The 18612-nt window shown below is 47.4% G+C and carries 16 protein-coding genes, 8 tRNA genes and 1 rRNA gene; 24 read left to right on the top strand and 1 reads right to left on the bottom strand.

The genetic code is table 11. The annotated features are described in order from the left end of the window. From PBN151_RS19450 to PBN151_RS19395, 12 genes are all read left to right on the top strand, one after another. A 23S ribosomal RNA gene (locus PBN151_RS19450) occupies positions 1-95 on the top strand; the annotation flags it as partial. 113 nt (positions 96-208) lie between these two features. Next, positions 209-297, top strand: a tRNA-Ser gene (locus PBN151_RS19445). Positions 298-330: 33 nt separating this feature from the next. Further along, a tRNA-Met gene (locus PBN151_RS19440) sits at positions 331-407 on the top strand. A gap of 23 nt (positions 408-430) precedes the next feature. After that, positions 431-506: transfer RNA gene (locus PBN151_RS19435), tRNA-Val, on the top strand. Between the two features lie 6 nt (positions 507-512). Further along, positions 513-588, top strand: a tRNA-Thr gene (locus PBN151_RS19430). 13 nt (positions 589-601) lie between these two features. Beyond that, positions 602-678: transfer RNA gene (locus PBN151_RS19425), tRNA-Asp, on the top strand. A 53-nt stretch (positions 679-731) separates the two neighbouring features. Further along, a tRNA-Phe gene (locus PBN151_RS19420) sits at positions 732-807 on the top strand. A 9-nt stretch (positions 808-816) separates the two neighbouring features. Further along, positions 817-901 (top strand) — tRNA-Tyr (locus PBN151_RS19415). A gap of 5 nt (positions 902-906) precedes the next feature. Then, positions 907-982: transfer RNA gene (locus tag PBN151_RS19410), tRNA-Lys, on the top strand. A 77-nt stretch (positions 983-1059) separates the two neighbouring features. After that, the gene (locus tag PBN151_RS19405; protein ID WP_139295378.1) at positions 1060-1257 is read left to right on the top strand and encodes a hypothetical protein; all 198 of its coding nucleotides are present in this window, start codon (positions 1060-1062) and stop codon (positions 1255-1257) included. Between the two features lie 107 nt (positions 1258-1364). Then, positions 1365-2483: a PucR family transcriptional regulator gene (locus PBN151_RS19400; protein WP_227774871.1), complete on the top strand. Its 1119-nt coding sequence runs from the start codon at positions 1365-1367 to the stop codon at positions 2481-2483. A 112-nt stretch (positions 2484-2595) separates the two neighbouring features. Beyond that, positions 2596-3717, top strand: a complete 1122-nt coding sequence (locus PBN151_RS19395; RefSeq protein ID WP_021252862.1) for an ABC transporter ATP-binding protein — start codon at positions 2596-2598, stop codon at positions 3715-3717. 176 nt (positions 3718-3893) lie between these two features. Here the strand turns inward: PBN151_RS19395 and PBN151_RS19390 are convergent, their stop codons facing one another. Continuing rightward, a complete protein-coding gene (locus PBN151_RS19390; RefSeq protein WP_083545224.1) occupies positions 3894-5714 on the bottom strand; it encodes a fibronectin type III domain-containing protein in 1821 nt (606 codons plus the stop codon). Positions 5715-6093: 379 nt separating this feature from the next. Between PBN151_RS19390 and hprK the strand changes: the two genes are divergently transcribed. The 12 genes from hprK to hisH all read left to right on the top strand — a co-directional run bounded on the left by hprK (position 6094) and on the right by hisH (position 18580). Then, entirely contained in the window at positions 6094-7032 is a 939-nt protein-coding gene (gene hprK / locus PBN151_RS19385; protein WP_021252860.1) for an HPr(Ser) kinase/phosphatase, read from the top strand. A gap of 37 nt (positions 7033-7069) precedes the next feature. Further along, positions 7070-8221: a prolipoprotein diacylglyceryl transferase gene (gene lgt / locus PBN151_RS19380; protein ID WP_072730316.1), complete on the top strand. Its 1152-nt coding sequence runs from the start codon at positions 7070-7072 to the stop codon at positions 8219-8221. Between the two features lie 9 nt (positions 8222-8230). Next, the gene (ppaX, locus tag PBN151_RS19375; RefSeq protein WP_072730338.1) at positions 8231-8878 is read left to right on the top strand and encodes a pyrophosphatase PpaX; all 648 of its coding nucleotides are present in this window, start codon (positions 8231-8233) and stop codon (positions 8876-8878) included. Between the two features lie 2 nt (positions 8879-8880). After that, on the top strand, positions 8881-9390 hold the full coding sequence (locus tag PBN151_RS19370) for an acyltransferase (RefSeq protein ID WP_072730315.1): 510 nt from the start codon (positions 8881-8883) through the stop codon (positions 9388-9390). A gap of 156 nt (positions 9391-9546) precedes the next feature. Beyond that, positions 9547-10776, top strand: a complete 1230-nt coding sequence (locus tag PBN151_RS19365; RefSeq protein WP_021252856.1) for a polysaccharide deacetylase family protein — start codon at positions 9547-9549, stop codon at positions 10774-10776. 93 nt (positions 10777-10869) lie between these two features. Then, entirely contained in the window at positions 10870-12048 is a 1179-nt protein-coding gene (locus tag PBN151_RS19360; RefSeq protein WP_175560752.1) for an acyltransferase, read from the top strand. Positions 12049-12137: 89 nt separating this feature from the next. After that, positions 12138-13319, top strand: a complete 1182-nt coding sequence (locus tag PBN151_RS19355; RefSeq protein ID WP_227774861.1) for an acyltransferase — start codon at positions 12138-12140, stop codon at positions 13317-13319. A gap of 276 nt (positions 13320-13595) precedes the next feature. After that, positions 13596-14813 carry an ATP phosphoribosyltransferase regulatory subunit gene (locus PBN151_RS19345; RefSeq protein WP_072730311.1) on the top strand — a complete coding sequence of 406 codons (1218 nt, stop codon included), beginning with the start codon at positions 13596-13598 and terminating at the stop codon, positions 14811-14813. Between the two features lie 20 nt (positions 14814-14833). After that, positions 14834-15487: an ATP phosphoribosyltransferase gene (hisG, locus tag PBN151_RS19340; protein WP_072730310.1), complete on the top strand. Its 654-nt coding sequence runs from the start codon at positions 14834-14836 to the stop codon at positions 15485-15487. A gap of 72 nt (positions 15488-15559) precedes the next feature. Next, a complete protein-coding gene (gene hisD / locus PBN151_RS19335; protein WP_072730309.1) occupies positions 15560-16888 on the top strand; it encodes a histidinol dehydrogenase in 1329 nt (442 codons plus the stop codon). Between the two features lie 435 nt (positions 16889-17323). Further along, positions 17324-17932, top strand: a complete 609-nt coding sequence (gene hisB / locus PBN151_RS19330; RefSeq protein ID WP_072730308.1) for an imidazoleglycerol-phosphate dehydratase HisB — start codon at positions 17324-17326, stop codon at positions 17930-17932. A gap of 3 nt (positions 17933-17935) precedes the next feature. Continuing rightward, on the top strand, positions 17936-18580 hold the full coding sequence (hisH, locus tag PBN151_RS19325; protein ID WP_072730307.1) for an imidazole glycerol phosphate synthase subunit HisH: 645 nt from the start codon (positions 17936-17938) through the stop codon (positions 18578-18580). Positions 18581-18612: the final 32 nt, after the last annotated feature.

Raw genomic sequence — 18612 nt, 5'->3', positions numbered from 1 at the left:
AAGACCCCTTGAAGACGACGAGGTAGATAGGTTGGAGGTGGAAGCACAGTAATGTGTGGAGCTGACCAATACTAATCGGTCGAGGGCTTATCCTATTTGATTCAGAGCATGACACTTTCGCATTCAGTTTTCAAGGTTCAAACCTTGTAATTGTATCATGAATCGCGTATAATACGGTGGACAAGCGTATTGCGCACCTTAACGAATTGGAGAGATACCCAAGAGGCCGAAGGGGACGCTTTGCTAAAGCGTTAGGGTGTAACAGCCGCGAGGGTTCGAATCCCTCTCTCTCCGCCAGTTATATTCTGGTGATACAATTGATGATAATATGGCGGTGTAGCTCAGCTGGCTAGAGCGTACGGTTCATACCCGTGAGGTCGTGGGTTCGACTCCCTCCGCCGCTACCATATTACCTTTCTTACAACAACATGGACGCTTAGCTCAGCTGGGAGAGCATCTGCCTTACAAGCAGAGGGTCGGCGGTTCGATCCCGTCAGCGTCCACCATAATATGCCGGTGTAGCTCAGTTGGTAGAGCGGCTGACTTGTAATCAGTAGGTCGAGGGTTCGACTCCTTTCGCCGGCACCATTTTAACCATCCTGGAGCTGTGGTGTAGAGGCCTAACATGCCTGCCTGTCACGCAGGAGACCGCGGGTTCGAATCCCGTCAGCTCCGCCATTTTTATTTCAAGTAAAAGTGGAGGTCAATCCCCACTTTTTTTAATTGAATACGGCTTGGTAGCTCAGTCGGTAGAGCAAAGGACTGAAAATCCTTGTGTCGGCGGTTCGATTCCGTCCCAAGCCACCATGTAAATGCGGAGGCTTAGTGAAGTGGCTAAACACGGCAGACTGTAAATCTGCTCTCTACGAGTTCGGTGGTTCGAATCCATCAGCCTCCACCATTTGCGAGCCATTAGCTCAGTTGGTAGAGCACCTGACTTTTAATCAGGGTGTCGAAGGTTCGAGTCCTTCATGGCTCACCAGTTTATTTAATCAATCTCAGCGGAAGCTGAGGTTTTTTTGTATGTTCACAACTATACCGAATGTAGGTAAAGACAGCATGAACAAGTGGATAATACGAGTGACTGTGTTTCTGGCAACTACGTTTATTGGCTTTGGTATTGCAAAATGTTTTGACGCAATCGGGAAGCCAAGGATAGCGGGTATTATTTATGCGTGCAGTATAGTGGCCGTGTTGGCTGCAGAAGAATGGATGAGAATGAAACAAAACAAACAGGCTGCTAAACAACCCATATAACACTCATCATACATAAGTACCGGACTGGGATTAGCCAGTCCGGTTTTTTTGTATCTTGATATGGTACAATGGAAGTAATTTATGCTGGATGAAATGGGTTGAGAGCGATGATGGATAAGCAAGCATTACAACTGCAAATCGAGCGACTAACAGGTATGCGCTTAGAGTCGCAACACATATCAACGGCACAGTGGGAAGATTGGATATCAGCAGCTGTGGGAGTGAAGGATGGAACTCCATCTCCTCGTACGATGGTGAAGCATGATGAGGAATGGTATTTGTTATGGAAGCAGGGTAAGACAACAACCGAAGTCATGAAGCTGCAAGGGAAATCGCTATCGGGACAAGAGCTGCAATGGCTTGAATTAGTGCTGTTGATGCAGCATCAACCGAAATCGGCGATGGATACGGTTCATGTCACGGATGAGCAGCAGGCCTATCTAATCGGTCAATGGATCATCGAGCACATGCGAGATGGAGATACGGCCGCGGAAATTCCGGACTCCTTCTCATGGAAGACGAAAATGTTCACACAGACAGTGCCTTTCTTGCTTGTTGCGGAACATGCTCATCGAGATGGGCCAGGGTACAAGCATTTATATAAACTGCTCAAGTCTTATTTTGGCGGAGAATTGATCCTCCTTCCTTTATCGGATAAGGAGTGGCTGATCTTATGTCCCGAGCAACTGATTCAAGTTAGTGAGGCAGACGAGGATGTAGAAACGAAGGAGACGATGGAAGAGCAACTTACTTCTTTTTGTCTGGGACTGTATGAGCTGGTGGCCAGTGAATGGGTAGGTGACAGCCAGCTGTCCATTGGGTATCCTTTTGCACCGGTGAAGGGTATGCCGTCGGTCGTTAGCCAGCTGAGAGAAACGATGTACTTGGGGCGGACGTTCCATGTCACAGACAATATTCATCTTCCATGGGAGCTGCATCTAGAACGGCTTGTCAACAGTATACCAGATGCGGTTCGTAAGCAATTTCTGCAGCGTGTCGTTACGAAGGCAGACAGCTTCAATGATGTAGAATCACTGTCTACGCTGGATACGTTCTTCCAGCATGACTGTAGTGTAAGCGAGACAGCCAAGCGTCTCTATATCCATCGTAATACGCTATTATACCGATTAGATAAGATTAAACATGAGACCGGGTTGGACGTTCGTCAATTTACGGATGCTGTGTTGGTAAAATTGATATTGCTATTGTACAAAGTAACAAAATAGGCTATTCATTTTTTGTGCAGTTTGTGTATGGTCATTTGTACAGGGTTCCGGTAAGATAAATGTATCGAAAGTAACCGATTACATTGTATCTAACTATAAGGGGGAAACGCACATGGCAGGCGTACGTTTAGAACATATTTACAAGAAGTATTCAGGTTCAGATAATCCAACAGTTAAGGATGTTAACCTGGACATTCAAGACAAAGAGTTCCTCGTATTGGTAGGCCCATCTGGTTGCGGTAAGTCGACAACACTGCGTATGATCGCAGGTCTTGAAGAAATCTCTGAAGGTAAATTGTTCATTGGCGACCGCCTTGTGAATGACGTTGCTCCTAAAGATCGCGATATCGCGATGGTATTCCAATCTTACGCGTTGTACCCGCATATGAACGTGTATCAGAACATGGCATTCGGTTTGAAACTGCGTAAGTTCAAAAAAGAAGATATCGACAAGCGCGTTCGTGAAGCAGCTCGCATCTTGGACATCGAGCACTTGCTTGATCGCAAGCCTAAGGCTTTGTCCGGTGGTCAGCGTCAGCGTGTTGCCTTGGGTCGTGCGATCGTTCGTGAACCACAAGTATTCTTGATGGATGAACCACTTTCCAACTTGGATGCAAAATTGCGCGGTCAAATGCGCGCGGAAATCTCCAAGCTTGCTAAGCGTTTGCAAACAACTGTTATCTACGTAACGCATGACCAAATCGAAGCGATGACGATGGGTGACCGTATCGTTGTTATGAAAGACGGTATCATTCAACAAGCAGCTTCCCCGGACGTATTGTACAATCATCCGGTTAACATGTTCGTTGCAGGATTCATCGGATCCCCTACAATGAACTTTATTACAGGTGTATTGTCTGAAGAAGGCGGCAACTTCCGCTTCAAGGCGACTGGCTTGGATGTAGCAGTTCCTGCAGGCCGTGCACAAATTTTGAAAGAAAAAGGATATGTAGGCAAAGAGGTTATTCTCGGCGTGCGTTCCGAAGATATCCATGAAGAGCCGGTATTCTTGGAAGCTTCCCCTAGCAGCATCTTCTCTGCAGCTATCGAAGTTACAGAGAACATGGGTCATGAAATGTTCTTGTACTTGACAGGTGTAGGCAAGGAAACGGTTATCGCTCGTGTAGACGGACGTTCTAACGCGAAAGAAGGCCAAAACGTGAAGCTTGCTATCGATATGAACAAAATCCATATTTTCGACAAAGATTCCGAGTTGAACTTGTTCGAAAGCTAATTGGATTCAATAAATAGAAGGCTGGCCCTGAGGGCCAGCCTTTTTTGCATGTTTTTGTTTCGTAATCTGTATGTTCAGTGAAGTATGGATGTTCGGATCGTGGAAGATTGAACCGCTTTTATTTTTGCTCAAAATCGAGGCCTGTTCTTGAATTTCTTAGATCCATAGTCCCCCAATTACTGCAACCCATTCAATGTGGTGCGTACAGGCTGGGAGAAGTTGTTTCCACTTGCTTGATCCCAGTTGATGGACCAGGTCATGACTCCGCGGAAGTTGCGATAGCCTGAGGGTTTGATCAACTGATAGGTACCTCCGTATGCCGTTCCCTTGACGAGATATTGCAATGCCTTATCGATATTTGCAGGTGACGTATAACCGCCGCCTGCTGCAGCTGGAGCAGCTGGCAAGCCGATGGCGATTTGGTCTTCGCGCAATGCTGGGAAGCGGTTGGATGCGTTGCCGTTGACCGGGAAGCCTTGCAGCAGCATTTCAGCCATAGCTACTTGGAAATCCGCTGTGCCCTGGCTATAGGAACGTCCATCCAGTGCGGTTATGGAGCCCGTATTGTAATGTTGAACATGAAGGATGTTCAAGCGATCTTTAAACGCATAAATTACAGGCAGATAAGCTCCCCATGGGCCACCGTATGCAACCATGCCACCCTGTACATATGCAGTTTCTGGCGCCATAGTTAGCATGAAATCTGAGGATTTTCCTTGTAGAATCGTCCGGATTGCGCTAATGAGATTAACAATCTTCGGTGTTGTTGGGTTTTTAAAGTCGGTATCGGCACCAGTCAAGGCAAGCGAGCTTCCTTCCAAATCAATGTCGATTCCGTTGAATCCATATTCTTGAATGAGATCATTCATAGAACGTACGAAACTATCTCTAGCTGTGGTAGAGGTGAGTTCGACGGTTCCATTTGCCCCACCAATCGAAATAAGCACTTTTTTGCCTTGGGATTGAAGTAAAGCGATATCAGCCTTGAATTGTTCCTTCGTTGCGTTGTAAGGAGTGAAGGCCATCGTTACTCGATCGCCGATTGGCTCAGCGAATGCAACCTGGATGATATCGTAGCGCGGAGATATATCCTTTAAGCGGATATTGGTTGATCCATTATCGAAGTTATGCCAGTAGCCGATTAATTGTTTTGAGCCGCTGCCAATCGGAACTTGAGGGGTATCAGCAGTAAGAATGTTGCTGTCCGCAGAACGATTGCCGGCAGCGTCGTAGGCACGAACGAGAATCGTGTAAGAGGTGGCTGCAGTGAGCCCAGTCAATGTGTAGGTCGTGTTGGATGTTGAAGCAGCGTTGGTTCCGTTAAGGAGAATATCATATCCGGCGACGCCAATATTGTCGGTCGATGCATTCCACGAGAGGGTTAAACTGGTTGGTGTAGCAGACAACAGTTGTAATCCTGTTGGGTCAGTTGGGGGTTCTGTATCCACAGGGGCCGTATTCGTATGGACGGCCAGACTGTTGCTCGCTTCTGACCGGTTGCCAGCAGCGTCGAGGGCTTTGATATTGAATGAGTAGGCTGTGTCTGGGGTAAGCCCTTTGGCAGTGTACGATGTGGTATTCGTAGTGCCTGCCAGTTGTGAGCCATTATACACTTCGTAAGATACGACGCCCACATTATCCGTAGCTGGGTTCCAGGCTAATACGACTTCAGTAATGCCAATTGAAGATGCGCGCAGATTGGTTGGGGCTGCAGGAGGTGTCGTGTCAACAGGCTCATCTGCTGATAGCTTCCATAAAGCAGGGACATTCGGTGGTTCCCAGCCGGTTAGTGAAGTATGCGGCTGAATGCAAGCATAAGTCTTGCCGCTATAGGAGACGAGATCCCCGGTTTTGTAGGCGGTATTCGGTGACCATGGGGCTGCTGCCCCTAAGACAGTAGCAGGGAAGAGTGACAACAAGAGGATAAAGACGAGAGCAAGGGATGAAAATGGTTTTGGAAGCGGATTCATTGACATACGTAAGGAACTTCGTTTCATATGATTGCCTCCTTCGTTCAAATATAAGGTTATGGACGAATGGGCCTGACAAGGAAGTCGTCATAGGTGGATTTCGGATTCATCGTCCTGCTCGCTTAACCTATTTATCAGCCAGGTACGGGAATCGGGATAAATATCATACACCTCCTTATCGATAGGTAGTTTGGAATATTCGTGGAGATAGGGTGATTTTCCTGCATCCCTTCAACAAATATGGAAAAAAATCGTGGAATATGCCAAGGTTGTGCTTGCGAAAGAAGGAACGTTGAAAAAAGCTAGTTTTTCCTATACGATGAATACAAAGAGATACGGCATTATTGGCATCATAACAGGACGTAATCGATTGTGAGCAATGCCGGAGACGAAGGAGTGAACGACGATGGCCAAAAAGGTAAAGGTCTCCGAGATGGTGGAACAGTTCCACCTGGAGGTGCTGGCTGGCGATACAGGCTTGAAGCGAACAATTACTGTTGATGATTTACATCGCCCAGGCCTAGAGATGGCCGGATATTTCGAATATCACCCGAAGGAACGAGTACAGCTTCTTGGTAAGACTGAGCTTGCCTTCTTCGAAATGCTCTCCCCCGAAACGAAGCGAGAGCGTATGCAATTGTTCTGCTCGGAAGAGATGCCTTGCATCATCGTAACAAGAGGACTCGAGGTTCCGCAGGAAATTCTCGACGTATGTCAGGAGCAGGGAGTGCCTCTGCTGCGCTCGCGCACCGCAACAACGATTCTATCGAGCCGCATTACGAGCTTCCTTGAGAAGAAGCTGGCACCAACGGCTACCATTCATGGTGTATTGGTCGATGTATACGGTGTTGGTATGCTAATTACTGGCGGCAGCGGGATTGGTAAGAGCGAGACAGCACTAGAGCTGGTCAAACGCGGACATCGTCTAGTCGCGGATGACGCGGTAGAGATCCGCCAAACTTCTGACAATGTATTGCACGGCTCGGCACCAGAGCTGATCCGCCATCTGCTTGAAATTCGCGGTATCGGCATCATTAACGTGATGACGTTGTTCGGGGCAGGTGCCATTCGGAACAATAAGCGAATCAGCGTGGTCATCTCTCTAGAGAATTGGCAGCAAGATAAGCAATATGATCGTCTCGGCATTGATGAAGAGACAACGAGAATTATTGATACGGATGTTCCTCTCGTTACCGTACCAGTTCGCCCAGGTCGGAACTTGGCCGTTATTATTGAGGTAGCAGCCATGAACTATCGCCTCAAGCGTATGGGTTACAATGCGGCATTGCAGTTTACGAACAAGCTGACGGAAACGATTGCCGAGGATATGGACGATTTCGATTGATCATCAGTGTAGCCTATATAATGAAGGAGTGTAGAGAATGGCAACAATGCTGCTAGACCCGATAGCCATTCAGCTCGGACCATTGAAAGTGCATTGGTACGGGATTATTCTTGGTACCGCTGCACTGGTTGGGCTGCTGCTTGCGATTCGGGAAGGGAAGAGATTTGGCATATCCCAAGATTTCTTTATGGATTTGGTATTGTTCGGTGTACCCTCCGCATTAATCGGGGCACGCGCGTATTATGTCGCGTTCAAGTGGGATGAATATAAGGACAATTGGGTAGATGTCTTTAAAATATGGAACGGGGGCATTGCCATCTACGGTGCTCTCATAGGTGCAGTCATCTGCGCGCTCATCTATGTCCGTAAGAAAGGATATACTTTTTGGCGGATTGCAGATATTTGTGCACCAGGACTTCTCATCGGACAAGCGATTGGACGGTGGGGGAACTATGTGAATCAAGAAGCATATGGAGGGCCGGTTGAGGAATCATTTTTGCGCAATAGCTTGCACCTCCCTGATTTTATTGTGAATCAAATGAACGTCCAAGGCACATTCCATCACCCAACCTTTCTGTATGAGTCTCTGTGGAGCTTCATAGGAGTGTTGCTGTTATTCGGCTTGCGACGTCTGCGCAGTGTTCGCAGTGGTGAAGTATTCATCAGCTACCTCATCTGGTATTCCATCGGCCGATTCTTTATCGAAGGCCTTCGCACGGATAGCTTGGCTTACCAAGGTTCAGACTGGGTAGTGTCGCTTATTGATGGATTGTGGTCGCCAATGACGGTTGTATTCGAGCCAGGCTTCCTTGATCCTGCGTATGGAAATGTACGTATCTCGCAGCTGCTTGCGATCTTCTTGATTGTGGCCGGTGTAATTACGATTATCATTCGTCGTATGACTGGTGCCGCGCGAGTTCCTTATCATGCGCCGATTGTGTCAACCCTTCGTCCGGAGGCTGCTGCTGGTAGCACGGAAAAAGCAGTAACTACACAGGTGGATAAGGCCGAAGAGAATGTATATGATACAGGAGCATCTGCGGAAGAGCATTCGGACAATGCACAATCGGAAACTGTCAAAACCGAAACTGCACACACCCAAGCTGTGCAGGAATCATCAGACATTGATGATGCGAATGAAGCGAAAGATAATCAACAAAAAGATCATAACGAGAGCAAGAAGGAGTAATTAATGAAAATGATACGAACGGTACTGTTTGACTTAGACGGCACGATTATCGACACGAACGAGCTGATTATCGAGACATTTCTCCACGTTCTGCGGGACAAGACGCCGTCACCGTTCACTCGTGAACATATTATCCCGAGTATGGGATTAACGCTTGAAGAGCAGCTTCGAATTTTTACAGGGCAGGATCAGGTGGATGAACTGGTAGCAGCGTATCGTGAATACAATGTAGCACGCCATGATGAGCTTGTTCGTGAGTTTCCTTATGTGAAGGAAGTGATGGCGGATTTGCATGCATCAGGCATTCAGCTTGGTGTCGTGACGACAAAAATGCGGGCGACAACAGAGCGGGCGCTGCGTATGTTCGGACTCATTGATTACTTAAGCACGATTGTTACTGTACAAGATGTCAATCATCCGAAGCCGCATCCTGAACCGGTGCTGCGAGCCGTTGAAGCACTGCAGGAAAATCCTGCACAGACGATTATGGTTGGTGATAGTCCGGCTGATATTCTATCTGCGAACGCTGCCGGCGTAATATCATGCGGCGTAGCTTGGTCGCTGAAGGGAGAAGCTGTCCTTCGTCAATACGAGCCACGCCATATTATTCATGACATGCGGGATCTATACGCATTGGTCGGATTGGAGCGGAAATAGAAGTGAGAGATGTGGAGAGGCATCCTGTCGAAGGGTCGAACAGTCTATGGCAAATCTACCGAACCGTCAGTCCTTGGAAGGGAATGTGGAATTTCATTTGCATTCAACTTGCACGATACAGCCCCTCCTTGCGTATGAAATTGTGGATTTATCGCAAGCTGCTGTGCATGAAGGTAGGTGAATGCACGGCCTTTGGTCTAATGGCGATGGTAGATGTCTTTTTCCCTGAACGAATCGAGATTGGGGATAATACGATAATCGGCTATAATTCCACAATTTTGGCACATGAGTATTTGACACACGAATATCGGCTTGGAACGGTTCGAATCGGCAGTCATGTGATGATTGGAGCCAATAGTACGATCTTGCCGGGTGTCACGATTGGAGATCACGCTGTTGTCGCGGCGGGAACGGTCGTGCACAAAGACGTATTGCCTGGTCAAATGGTTGGCGGCAATCCCATGCGGGTTATTCGGGATGCAGCTCCCATGATAGAAGCATCCTCACAATAGAAGGATAAGCTGAGAAGTGGTAGGAAAGGGGATCCCCACCTGCCACTTTTTTTGGTATTTACAAACAATTTGAATATAGAAACAAAAATGACAACACTTGCGAAGTATGTTAGATTAAAATAAATGTAATGTTACTGGAAGAAGAGGGAAGTTCGCATGCGAAAGAAACGCACTGTAGGTGTCATATTGCTCATAGCTCTTCTAAGCAGCACGTTGTTCTTGAATACGGATGGGGTACAGGCGCTATCACATCGTATTGTATGGGACGGGTACAACGGTTCGGAAGAGCAGGCATTGTTAATGGGGAATGAATGGTATGTCCCAGCCGACGCCCTGAAGAATGCCTTCGGCATTCAAGTGCGTACGACAGACAAGCAATTAGACCTGGCACCAACGGATAATCTGGACTCACAATGGGTATATACACCAGTCCATTATCGTGATGAAGTAGTGACACTGATGTACCACAATGTTCAGAAGAATCCGGATAACGTCACATTTATTTCACCGAATCAGTTGGAAGAGCAGATTCAGGCTTTACTCCATAATAACTATCATTTCATTTCCATGGATCAATACATGAACTTTATGCTTCATGGAGGGTCGGTTCCACCGAATGCGGTCTTGATGACCTTCGACGATGGGTACGAATCTTTCTATACAGAAGTGTACCCGATCATGCAGAAGTACCATATACCTGCGACGAACTTCGTCATTGTCTCTACGATTGACAATCGCAAGAGTGCCGGACGACCGAAGCTGACCTGGGAACAGATGCGTGAGATGAAGCGAAATGGAATGAGCTTCTTCAGCCATACGTACAATTCGCATGTATATACGGTGGTTAATGAGCAGGGTTCCTTGAGACCGATGTTGTCCAAGCCAGAATATTTGAAGAAGCTGCATCGCAAGGAGACACGCACGGAATTTACAGCGAAGGTTAAAAAGGATCTTAAGCGAGCTGAAGATCGCTTAAAGCAGATGCTTGGCAATACGTATAGTGTGGTTGCTTTCCCGTACGGGGCGTATAACAAGGATGTATTGGAAGTGTGCAAGCAGCTGGGTATTCATGTTACCTTCACGGTAAAGCCAGGTATCAATCAACGGACGACAACAAATGGATTCCGTATAAATGCAGGCAATCAGAAAATTCGAACATCAGAATTATTAGAACGGATGGGGAACAAGGGGAAAAATGTGCAGCTTGGGCGTGCAAAGACTTCCTATACAGTAAGTTGGGATCAAGCACCCATATATTCCGAGCTTACGCCGGTTAAAAAAAAGGATATTTGGTATCTGTCACTGCACCAGCTTCATCAACTATTCGGTATAAAATACGAAATTGACGACGTTCAACAAATTGTGAGGTTGTTTCCCGGGAAATAACCTCGAACGTTGTCATACGATAAACTTATTATTTGCCGAGTTACCTCTTAGATTCGACACCCTTGATTCCTCGGTATGGGGAGAATGGATGACATGAGCAATAAGTCGAGCATTTCATCTTTATCGATATATAGAGCTATCGCGATGATGGCAGTTCTGTGCATCCATGCTACATCGCAGACGATTAAGGCGACACAGACAACCGATTCATTTGTTGTCTATAATTTTTTGAATGTGTTCAGCAAATTTGCTGTTCCTGGTTTTTTGCTGCTGACAAGCTTCGTCATGTTTTATAATTATTGCGACAAAGGATTAACCTCATGGAGCTCCTTAAAGGAATTCTACACCAAGCGATTAAAACTAATTCTTCTTCCTTATGTAATCTGTTCTACTTGCTATTTTTTGTTGAATCATTGGCTAGCCTATCGCAGTCGTGGTCTGGGAGATACTTTACAGGCCTATGTTGTCAGCTTAATTAAAGGAACAGCATACACACACCTATACTATGTCATTATTCTAATTCAGTTTTATTTGATATTTCCAGTCATATTGTACTTCTTTCGCTCAGTAAAATCAGCGATATGGGCCATTCCTATTGGAATAGCCCTACATTGGGGCTTTGTCATTTGGAACAAGCTAGACCTGCATATTGTATACAAGGGGAGCCTGCTTGTGTCCTACTCGATCTATATCATGGTAGGGGCGTTCATCGGTGTGTATTGGAACCGCATACAAGGTTGGTTCAATGCACTAACCCCTGAAGGCAGCAGACGTGATCGCTGGATTACAGCGCTGGTGTGGCTCGTGTGGATTGCGGCTTCACTCGGCCATGTTCAGCTATGGTATGCAACTTATAAATATGGTATGCGCTTCAATACGTTATGGTATGAGGCAGCTTGGAATGCTCACGCTTTGCTGTCGTGCGTCGTACTCATTCAATTATCTCAATACATTGAACGCAAATTCCCTGAGAGATCCGTGAAGTTAATTACTAGATTCGGAGATGTCTCATTCGGCATTTATCTGATTCATCCCGTGATCTTATATCTCTATCGCAAGATTCCGCTAGGAGGGGGAGACTCGATTAGTTATGCGCTGTATATCGGGGGAGGGTTCCTGTGTGCGTTCCTTCTGTCTTGGGCTATTGTAGAATTATGTCATCGCTATATTCCGTTCAGTTGGATGTTCTTTGGGGCGGTACCGAAAAAAAGAAGCGGGAATGTACAGAGGCAGAACCAACCAACACAGACGACAGTGCATCCTCCCAATTAGGTTATCACAATACACGCAAAGGCAAAGGTCTATCCTCATGAAGTTGGATCGTATAACGAACCCCACAAAGTGAATGGAGGGATGCAATAGTGGCACGGAAAGAACGGATTTCGACTCTTTCTATCGTGCGCGCACTTGCCATGCTTGGTGTTATCAGTGTTCATGCAACTTCGGAAACTGCAGCGATGATGAAGACATCAAGCTTATTTTACGGGTATACCTTTTTCAACATCTTTTTCAAGTACGGTACACCAACATTTATTTTACTTAGCAGCATGGTGCTCTTCTATAACTATGGTGGTGGAGATAAGCTGCAGCCTCAGGTGCTGGGGAAGTTCTATAAGAATCGATTTCGCTATGTATTTATACCTTATCTAATCTGCTCAGTCTTCTATTTTATGCTTGTGCAGGTAACTTGGTATCCAGATCGTTCGTGGAGTGAAGCAGTGCCTGTGTTCATTACGAAGCTATTAACAGGAACTGCATATACACACTTGTATTTTGTGTTTATTAGTATACAGTTCTACTTATTGTTCCCGTTGCTGCTATTGCTATTTCGCTCCCGGCGAGTTGTCGCTTGGGCTATCCCACTCGGCTTGGCCTTGCAATGGGGGTATGTATTATGGAACAAATATGGCGTGCAAATTCCGGCAAAAGGGAGTATTTCGCTGTCATACATAAGCTTTTATTTTGCAGGTGCTTACTTAGGAATTAACTTTCATAAAGTACGCCCTTGGCTTGATTCTTGGGGACGAGTCTGCTCGGTACGCTATAAGCTGATAACAGGTTCAATCTGGTTGTTATGGCTTGGATTCGCGCTGCTGCATGTGCAGATATGGTATTGGACACGCTCCACGGGCAAAGAGATGAACTCACTTATTTATGAACTGCTCTGGAACGGACATACGTTGTTATCTGCAATTGTACTCATCCAACTTGCCTTCTATCTGGAACGCCGTCTACCAGAGCTCGGAAGAAGACTACTGTCTCAGCTTGGGGATCTATCCTTCGGCATTTACCTCATTCATCCCGCATTCCTTGCCCTATATCGACAGTTTCCGTGGCATAGGGGGAGCGCCTCGCTATATCCATTATTCATCTTCAGTGGTTATGTGTTCGCCCTCGGAATGTCATGGATCATCGTGTATGGGGCACTTCGATTTATACCGGGCGCTTCATTTGGATTAGGAGCCCCGCCGCGCGATTGGATGCAGAATCGGAAGAATCCAGCCGCAGCAGTTGAAATGATTAGGAGTACGAATGCTTCTTAACGGCACCAGAAGAGCAGGACATGTATACATCTTCTGCACTTAAGGGACACCCTGTATTCTTGCAACTTGCAAGGATAGAGGGTGTCCCTTTTCTTTTGTGCAGGAAGCTCGGGCTGGGGATTGTGGGGGAGGAGAGAAATAAAGGGAATTGCGTTGAAAATGGATTGACGATGAGAATATTACGTGATAATATTACCAGTAAAATTCTTTGGTTTGCTAATAAGGTAACATGTTAATATATTAACTCACTAAAGCATCTAATTCCGAGGTGACGCAATGACAAAGCCGAGAATGTTCGAGAAGCCTTCGGGTGTTCGTGATTATTTGCCAGAAGCTGTGCGCCGGTTACGTGCAGTAGAAAGGAAAGCACTTTGCACGATGGATAGCTGGGGCTATGCGCAAATTATTACGCCGACAATGGAATATTACGAGACGGTAGGCACGGCGAGCTCTACCTCTGATCACAAGCTATTCAAGTTGTTGAATCAACGCGGCACAACAATGGTGCTTCGTTCTGACATGACTGCACCAATAGCGCGAGTTGTGGCATCCTTGCTCGGCAAGGAACCGTACCCTGTTCGATTGTCTTACCATGCGAATGTGTTCCGCTCAATGGAGGAGGAAGCAGGACGTGAAGCTGAATTCTACCAGACAGGAGCAGAGATGATTGGGGATGGGTCTCCTGATGCTGATGCTGAGGTAATAGCGCTGTCGATTGCTTGCTTAGAAGCAACTGGGATTGAACGGTTTAAGGTCGCACTGGGACATCATGGCTTTTTGGAAGGGCTGCTTGAATATGCACTTCCTCAGCAGAAAGAGGTACAGACACAATTGAAGCTGCGCCTAGTGCAACGGGATGTAGTTGGTTATCGAGAGCTCATTCATAGCTTGCCTATAGATCAAGAGCATCGAGGCTGCCTGGAGCAAGTGCTGCACTTGCGAGGAGGCCGAGATGTACTGAAGTCAGCTCGCGGTATAGCTGATGTGCCAGCGATGATGGAATCCATCCATCATTTAGAGAAAGTGTGGGATGTGCTGGAAGCCTACGGGGTGGAAGACCATATAGTATTGGATTTAACGATGCTAGGTGACTTTTCCTACTATACAGGTACGATATTCGAAGGTTATGCGGCGGATACTGGATTCCCTGTCTTAAACGGAGGACGATATGATAATTTGCTGCAGCAGTTCGGTCGCTCGGCGCCCGCAACTGGCTTCGCCCTTCAGACGACTCGTATTGTGGATGCTCTGTCTACCAGTGGTGATGCAACAGATGGAGAAATAGCAACACTCACCATTCAATATGATGAGCTTCACCGTCAGGAGGCATTCCGGGAAGCGGCACGTCTGCGGAAGGAAGGCAAGAAAGTGGTAACGCAATATATCGATTCTGAAGGTGAGAAACGATTGGACGTAAGTGTTGAGGCGGGGGTGCAGCCCGATACATGTGGTGATCGAGGAAGCAAGGTGCTTGCTTTCACGAACCGTGCTTGACGACGAAGGAGGAACGACTTATGCAAGATTGGCTTAAGGTTGCAATGCCTAAGGGCCGCATTTACAAGCAGGCATCTGCCTTGTTCCGTCAAGCTGGACTCTATGTTCCAGAGGATGAGGATGAGTCGCGCAAGTTGATTATAGATGTGCCGGAAGCGAGCATGCAGTTCATTATGGCGAAGCCTGTTGATGTCCCGACTTATGTGGAGTATGGAGCGGCTGATATCGGCATCGTTGGCAAAGATGTATTAATGGAGGAAAACAAGGATGTATACGAGCTGCTGGATCTAGGGATTGCACGCTGCCGGATGTCGGTCATCGGATTGCCATCATGGAAGCCGGTCAGCCACTTGCGGGTCGCAACGAAGTATCCGAATGTAGCCTCTCAATATTTTCGTGAGCAAGGTCAGCAAGTAGAGGTGATTAAGCTCAATGGTTCCATCGAGCTGGCTCCCTTGATTGGTCTGGCTGATCGAATTGTGGATATGGTGGAGACAGGCAAGACACTGAAAGAGAACGGCTTGGTAGAGCTAGAGGAGATGTTCGGCATTACAAGCCGACTGATCGCCAATCAGGTAAGTTATCGCATGAAGAGCGAGGTCATTCAGAGCTTGTGCGAACGGCTTCAACGGATTGTGCCCCAGACATTGGAGAAGTCAGCGGCCATTCGTTAGGATGTTCTTAGTCATCAGTCTAGATGAGCATCGAAGTCTATTGCAGCAGGGGATTAGGAGGGAGAGAGTGAGATGCGGATCATACAAGCAGCGGATTGGAGCCTGGATCGGAAAATTGATTACGGCACCCCCGAGCAATTGAGCAGCGTAAAGCGGATTGTTAGCGATGTGCGGCATGAGGGAGATGCAGGACTAATCAAATATACTTGGGAGTTCGATAAGGTCGCCATTACCCAAGGACAGCTTCGTGTAGAAGAGTCGGATATTGCGCTGGCTTACGAGCAGGTTGATCAAGCGTTCTTAGTGGCCATTCGTCAAGCTGCAAGCAACATCAGACGGTTCCATGAGCGACAAAAGCGGACATCATGGATGGAGTTCGAACCAGATGGGACTCTGCTTGGACAGATTATGCGTCCACTGAAACGCGTAGGTGTATATGTGCCAGGCGGCAAAGCTGCATACCCGTCATCTGTTCTCATGAACGTGATTCCTGCTCAAGTAGCAGGAGTACCGGAGATCGTAATGGTCACTCCTCCAGCTACTGGTGGGACGGAAGGAATCAATCCATACATACTCGTAGCGGCTGCCGAAGCGGGTGTAAAGGAAATGTATCGGGTTGGCGGTGCACAGGCGATTGCTGCATTAGCTTATGGGACGGATACAATTGCCCCAGTAGATAAAATATGCGGCCCGGGGAACATCTTCGTAGCACTGGCGAAACGCGAAGTGTATGGGGTCGTTGATATCGATAGTATGGCGGGGCCCTCAGAGATTGTCGTATTAGCGGATAGGCAGGCTAATCCTGTATTTGTGGCAGCTGATTTATTGTCCCAGGCTGAACATGACGAGATGGCATCGGCTGTCCTGGTGACAGACTCCATGGATCTGGCTCAAGCTGTGTCAATCGAGGTTGAACGTCAATTGAAGGAACTGCCTCGCCGTCACATTGCCTCTGCTTCTATAGAACAATACGGGGCAATTATCGTGGTTGAGGATCTGCGCGAGGGCGTCAAAGTCGTGAATCGATTGGCTCCTGAACATTTGGAAATCATGACGGAAGAGCCGATGGAGTGGCTCGGGCTCATAGAGAATGCTGGGGCAATCTTCCTTGGTGCTTACAGCTCTGAGCCGGTTGGAGATTACTTCGCGGGACCGAACCATATTATTCCGACGAATGGAACCGCGCGCTTCTCTTCCCCCGTCGATGTAGATATGTTTATGAAGAAGTCGAGCTTAATTCGTTACAGCAAGGAAGCACTGCTGACGAATGGGGCGGCCATTATCGAACTGGCTCGCCACGAAGGGCTAGAGGGGCATGCCAGGGCAATTGAGGTTCGTCTGCAAGAGCAGTCAAGCGTGGGGTTTGAAGCTACACATAGCGTCATAGAACAGTTGCGATAGCAGTAAGAGTAGGATTAAGAGAAAACAGCAGCAACAGAAATCGCAGGAATAACAGCAGTACTATATCAATAACGATAGTAAGAATAGTGACAATAAAAGAGATAGTAGAGATAGCAGCGATAGTAGAAATAGTAGAAATAGTAGAAATAGTAAAGATGGCTGATTTAGCAGACATAGAAGGGATTCTGAAATTATAGAGATAGAAATTATAGAGATCATAGAGACTTAGAGATAGAGTGGAGAACATAAATAGAAACCGGGCGGAGCGGCACGGAAAGTAAAGAGAGACAGTGAAAGACAGGGAACAGTGGAGAAGGAACCGTGAGAAGCTAGGTGCAGTCAACGAGCTGCGAAACTTATATTGGAATAGCGGATTCTTGATCATAGAAAGTAAGAATAAAAACTGCAATCTTCAACAGAAGGGCGGAACTTTTAATGGTACAGGAAGCGATTAGCCGTATACGTCAAGCGGATATTGCCCGCAAGACGAATGAGACGAATATTCAGTTGTCATTCTCGATTGATGGGACGGGAAAAAGTGAGTTGGATACTGGCGTTCCGTTCCTTACGCATATGCTGGATTTATTTACGAAGCACGGTCACTTTGATCTGAAGGTCGATGCTACCGGTGATATCGACATCGATGATCACCATACAGTTGAGGATATCGGCATTTGTCTCGGGCTTGCATTAAGAGAGGCTTTGGGCGACAAGTCGGGGATCAAGAGGTATGCGTCTGTGTTTGTTCCGATGGATGAAGCACTGGCTCAAGTGGTTATCGATGTAAGCAACCGACCTCATTTCGAATACAGAGCTTCCTATCCATCCGCCCAAGTGGGCACGTTCACCACGGAACTTGTGCATGAGTTTCTGTGGAAATTAGCGCTGGAGGCGAGAATTACACTTCATGTCATCGTTCATTACGGTCAGAATACGCACCATATGATTGAAGCGGTATTCAAGGCGTTAGGGCGGGCGCTTGATGAAGCGACATCGGTTGATCCGCGGGTACAAGGTGTTCCTTCTACGAAGGGAGTGCTGTAGCTCATGATCGCCGTGGTCGATTATGGGATGGGGAACCTTCACAGTGTTAGCAAGGCAGTGGAGCGATTAGGATATGAGGTCGTCCTGACCAGTTCCCGTGAGGAATTGCTGACTGCTGATGGCATCATTCTTCCAGGGGTTGGGGCATACGGAGATGCCATGCAGGCGCTTCGAGGAAGCGGGCTCATTCCCACTCTGCAGGAGGTAGTTGAAGGAGGCAAGCCAATGCTCGGCATCTGCCTAGGCATGCAACTGTTGTTCGAGGGAAGCGATGAACATGGCTACCATGAGGGATTAGGCATGCTGCCAGGTCGTGCGGTGCGTTTCGTGGGCGGATCTTATAAGGTGCCGCATATGGGCTGGAATGAGCTGATGTGGCAGCAAGCAGCACATCCATTGGCGGGAGAGGCAGAGAGTGGTTATGTGTATTTCGTACATTCCTACCGAGTAGTTGCGGAAGAGCAATCAGATGTACTTGCGACGTGCAGCTATGGAGGCGTTGAAGTCGCGGCAATAGTAGGGCGCGGCTCTGTATATGGAATGCAGTTTCATCCGGAGAAGAGCGGAGCATTGGGACTGCGCCTGTTAGGGAGATTTTTGGCGCTGACTGGCTCGGGCAGGCAATCCATACAACTGGCCAGATCATAGACAGGAGAATGATGGGAGAGGAAGGCGAGGCA

Source organism: Paenibacillus sp. NAIST15-1, assembly GCF_001894745.1.
Taxonomy (GTDB): Bacteria; Bacillota; Bacilli; order Paenibacillales; family Paenibacillaceae; genus Paenibacillus_B; species Paenibacillus_B suaedae.
This window is presented reverse-complemented; position numbering and strand designations above follow the sequence as displayed.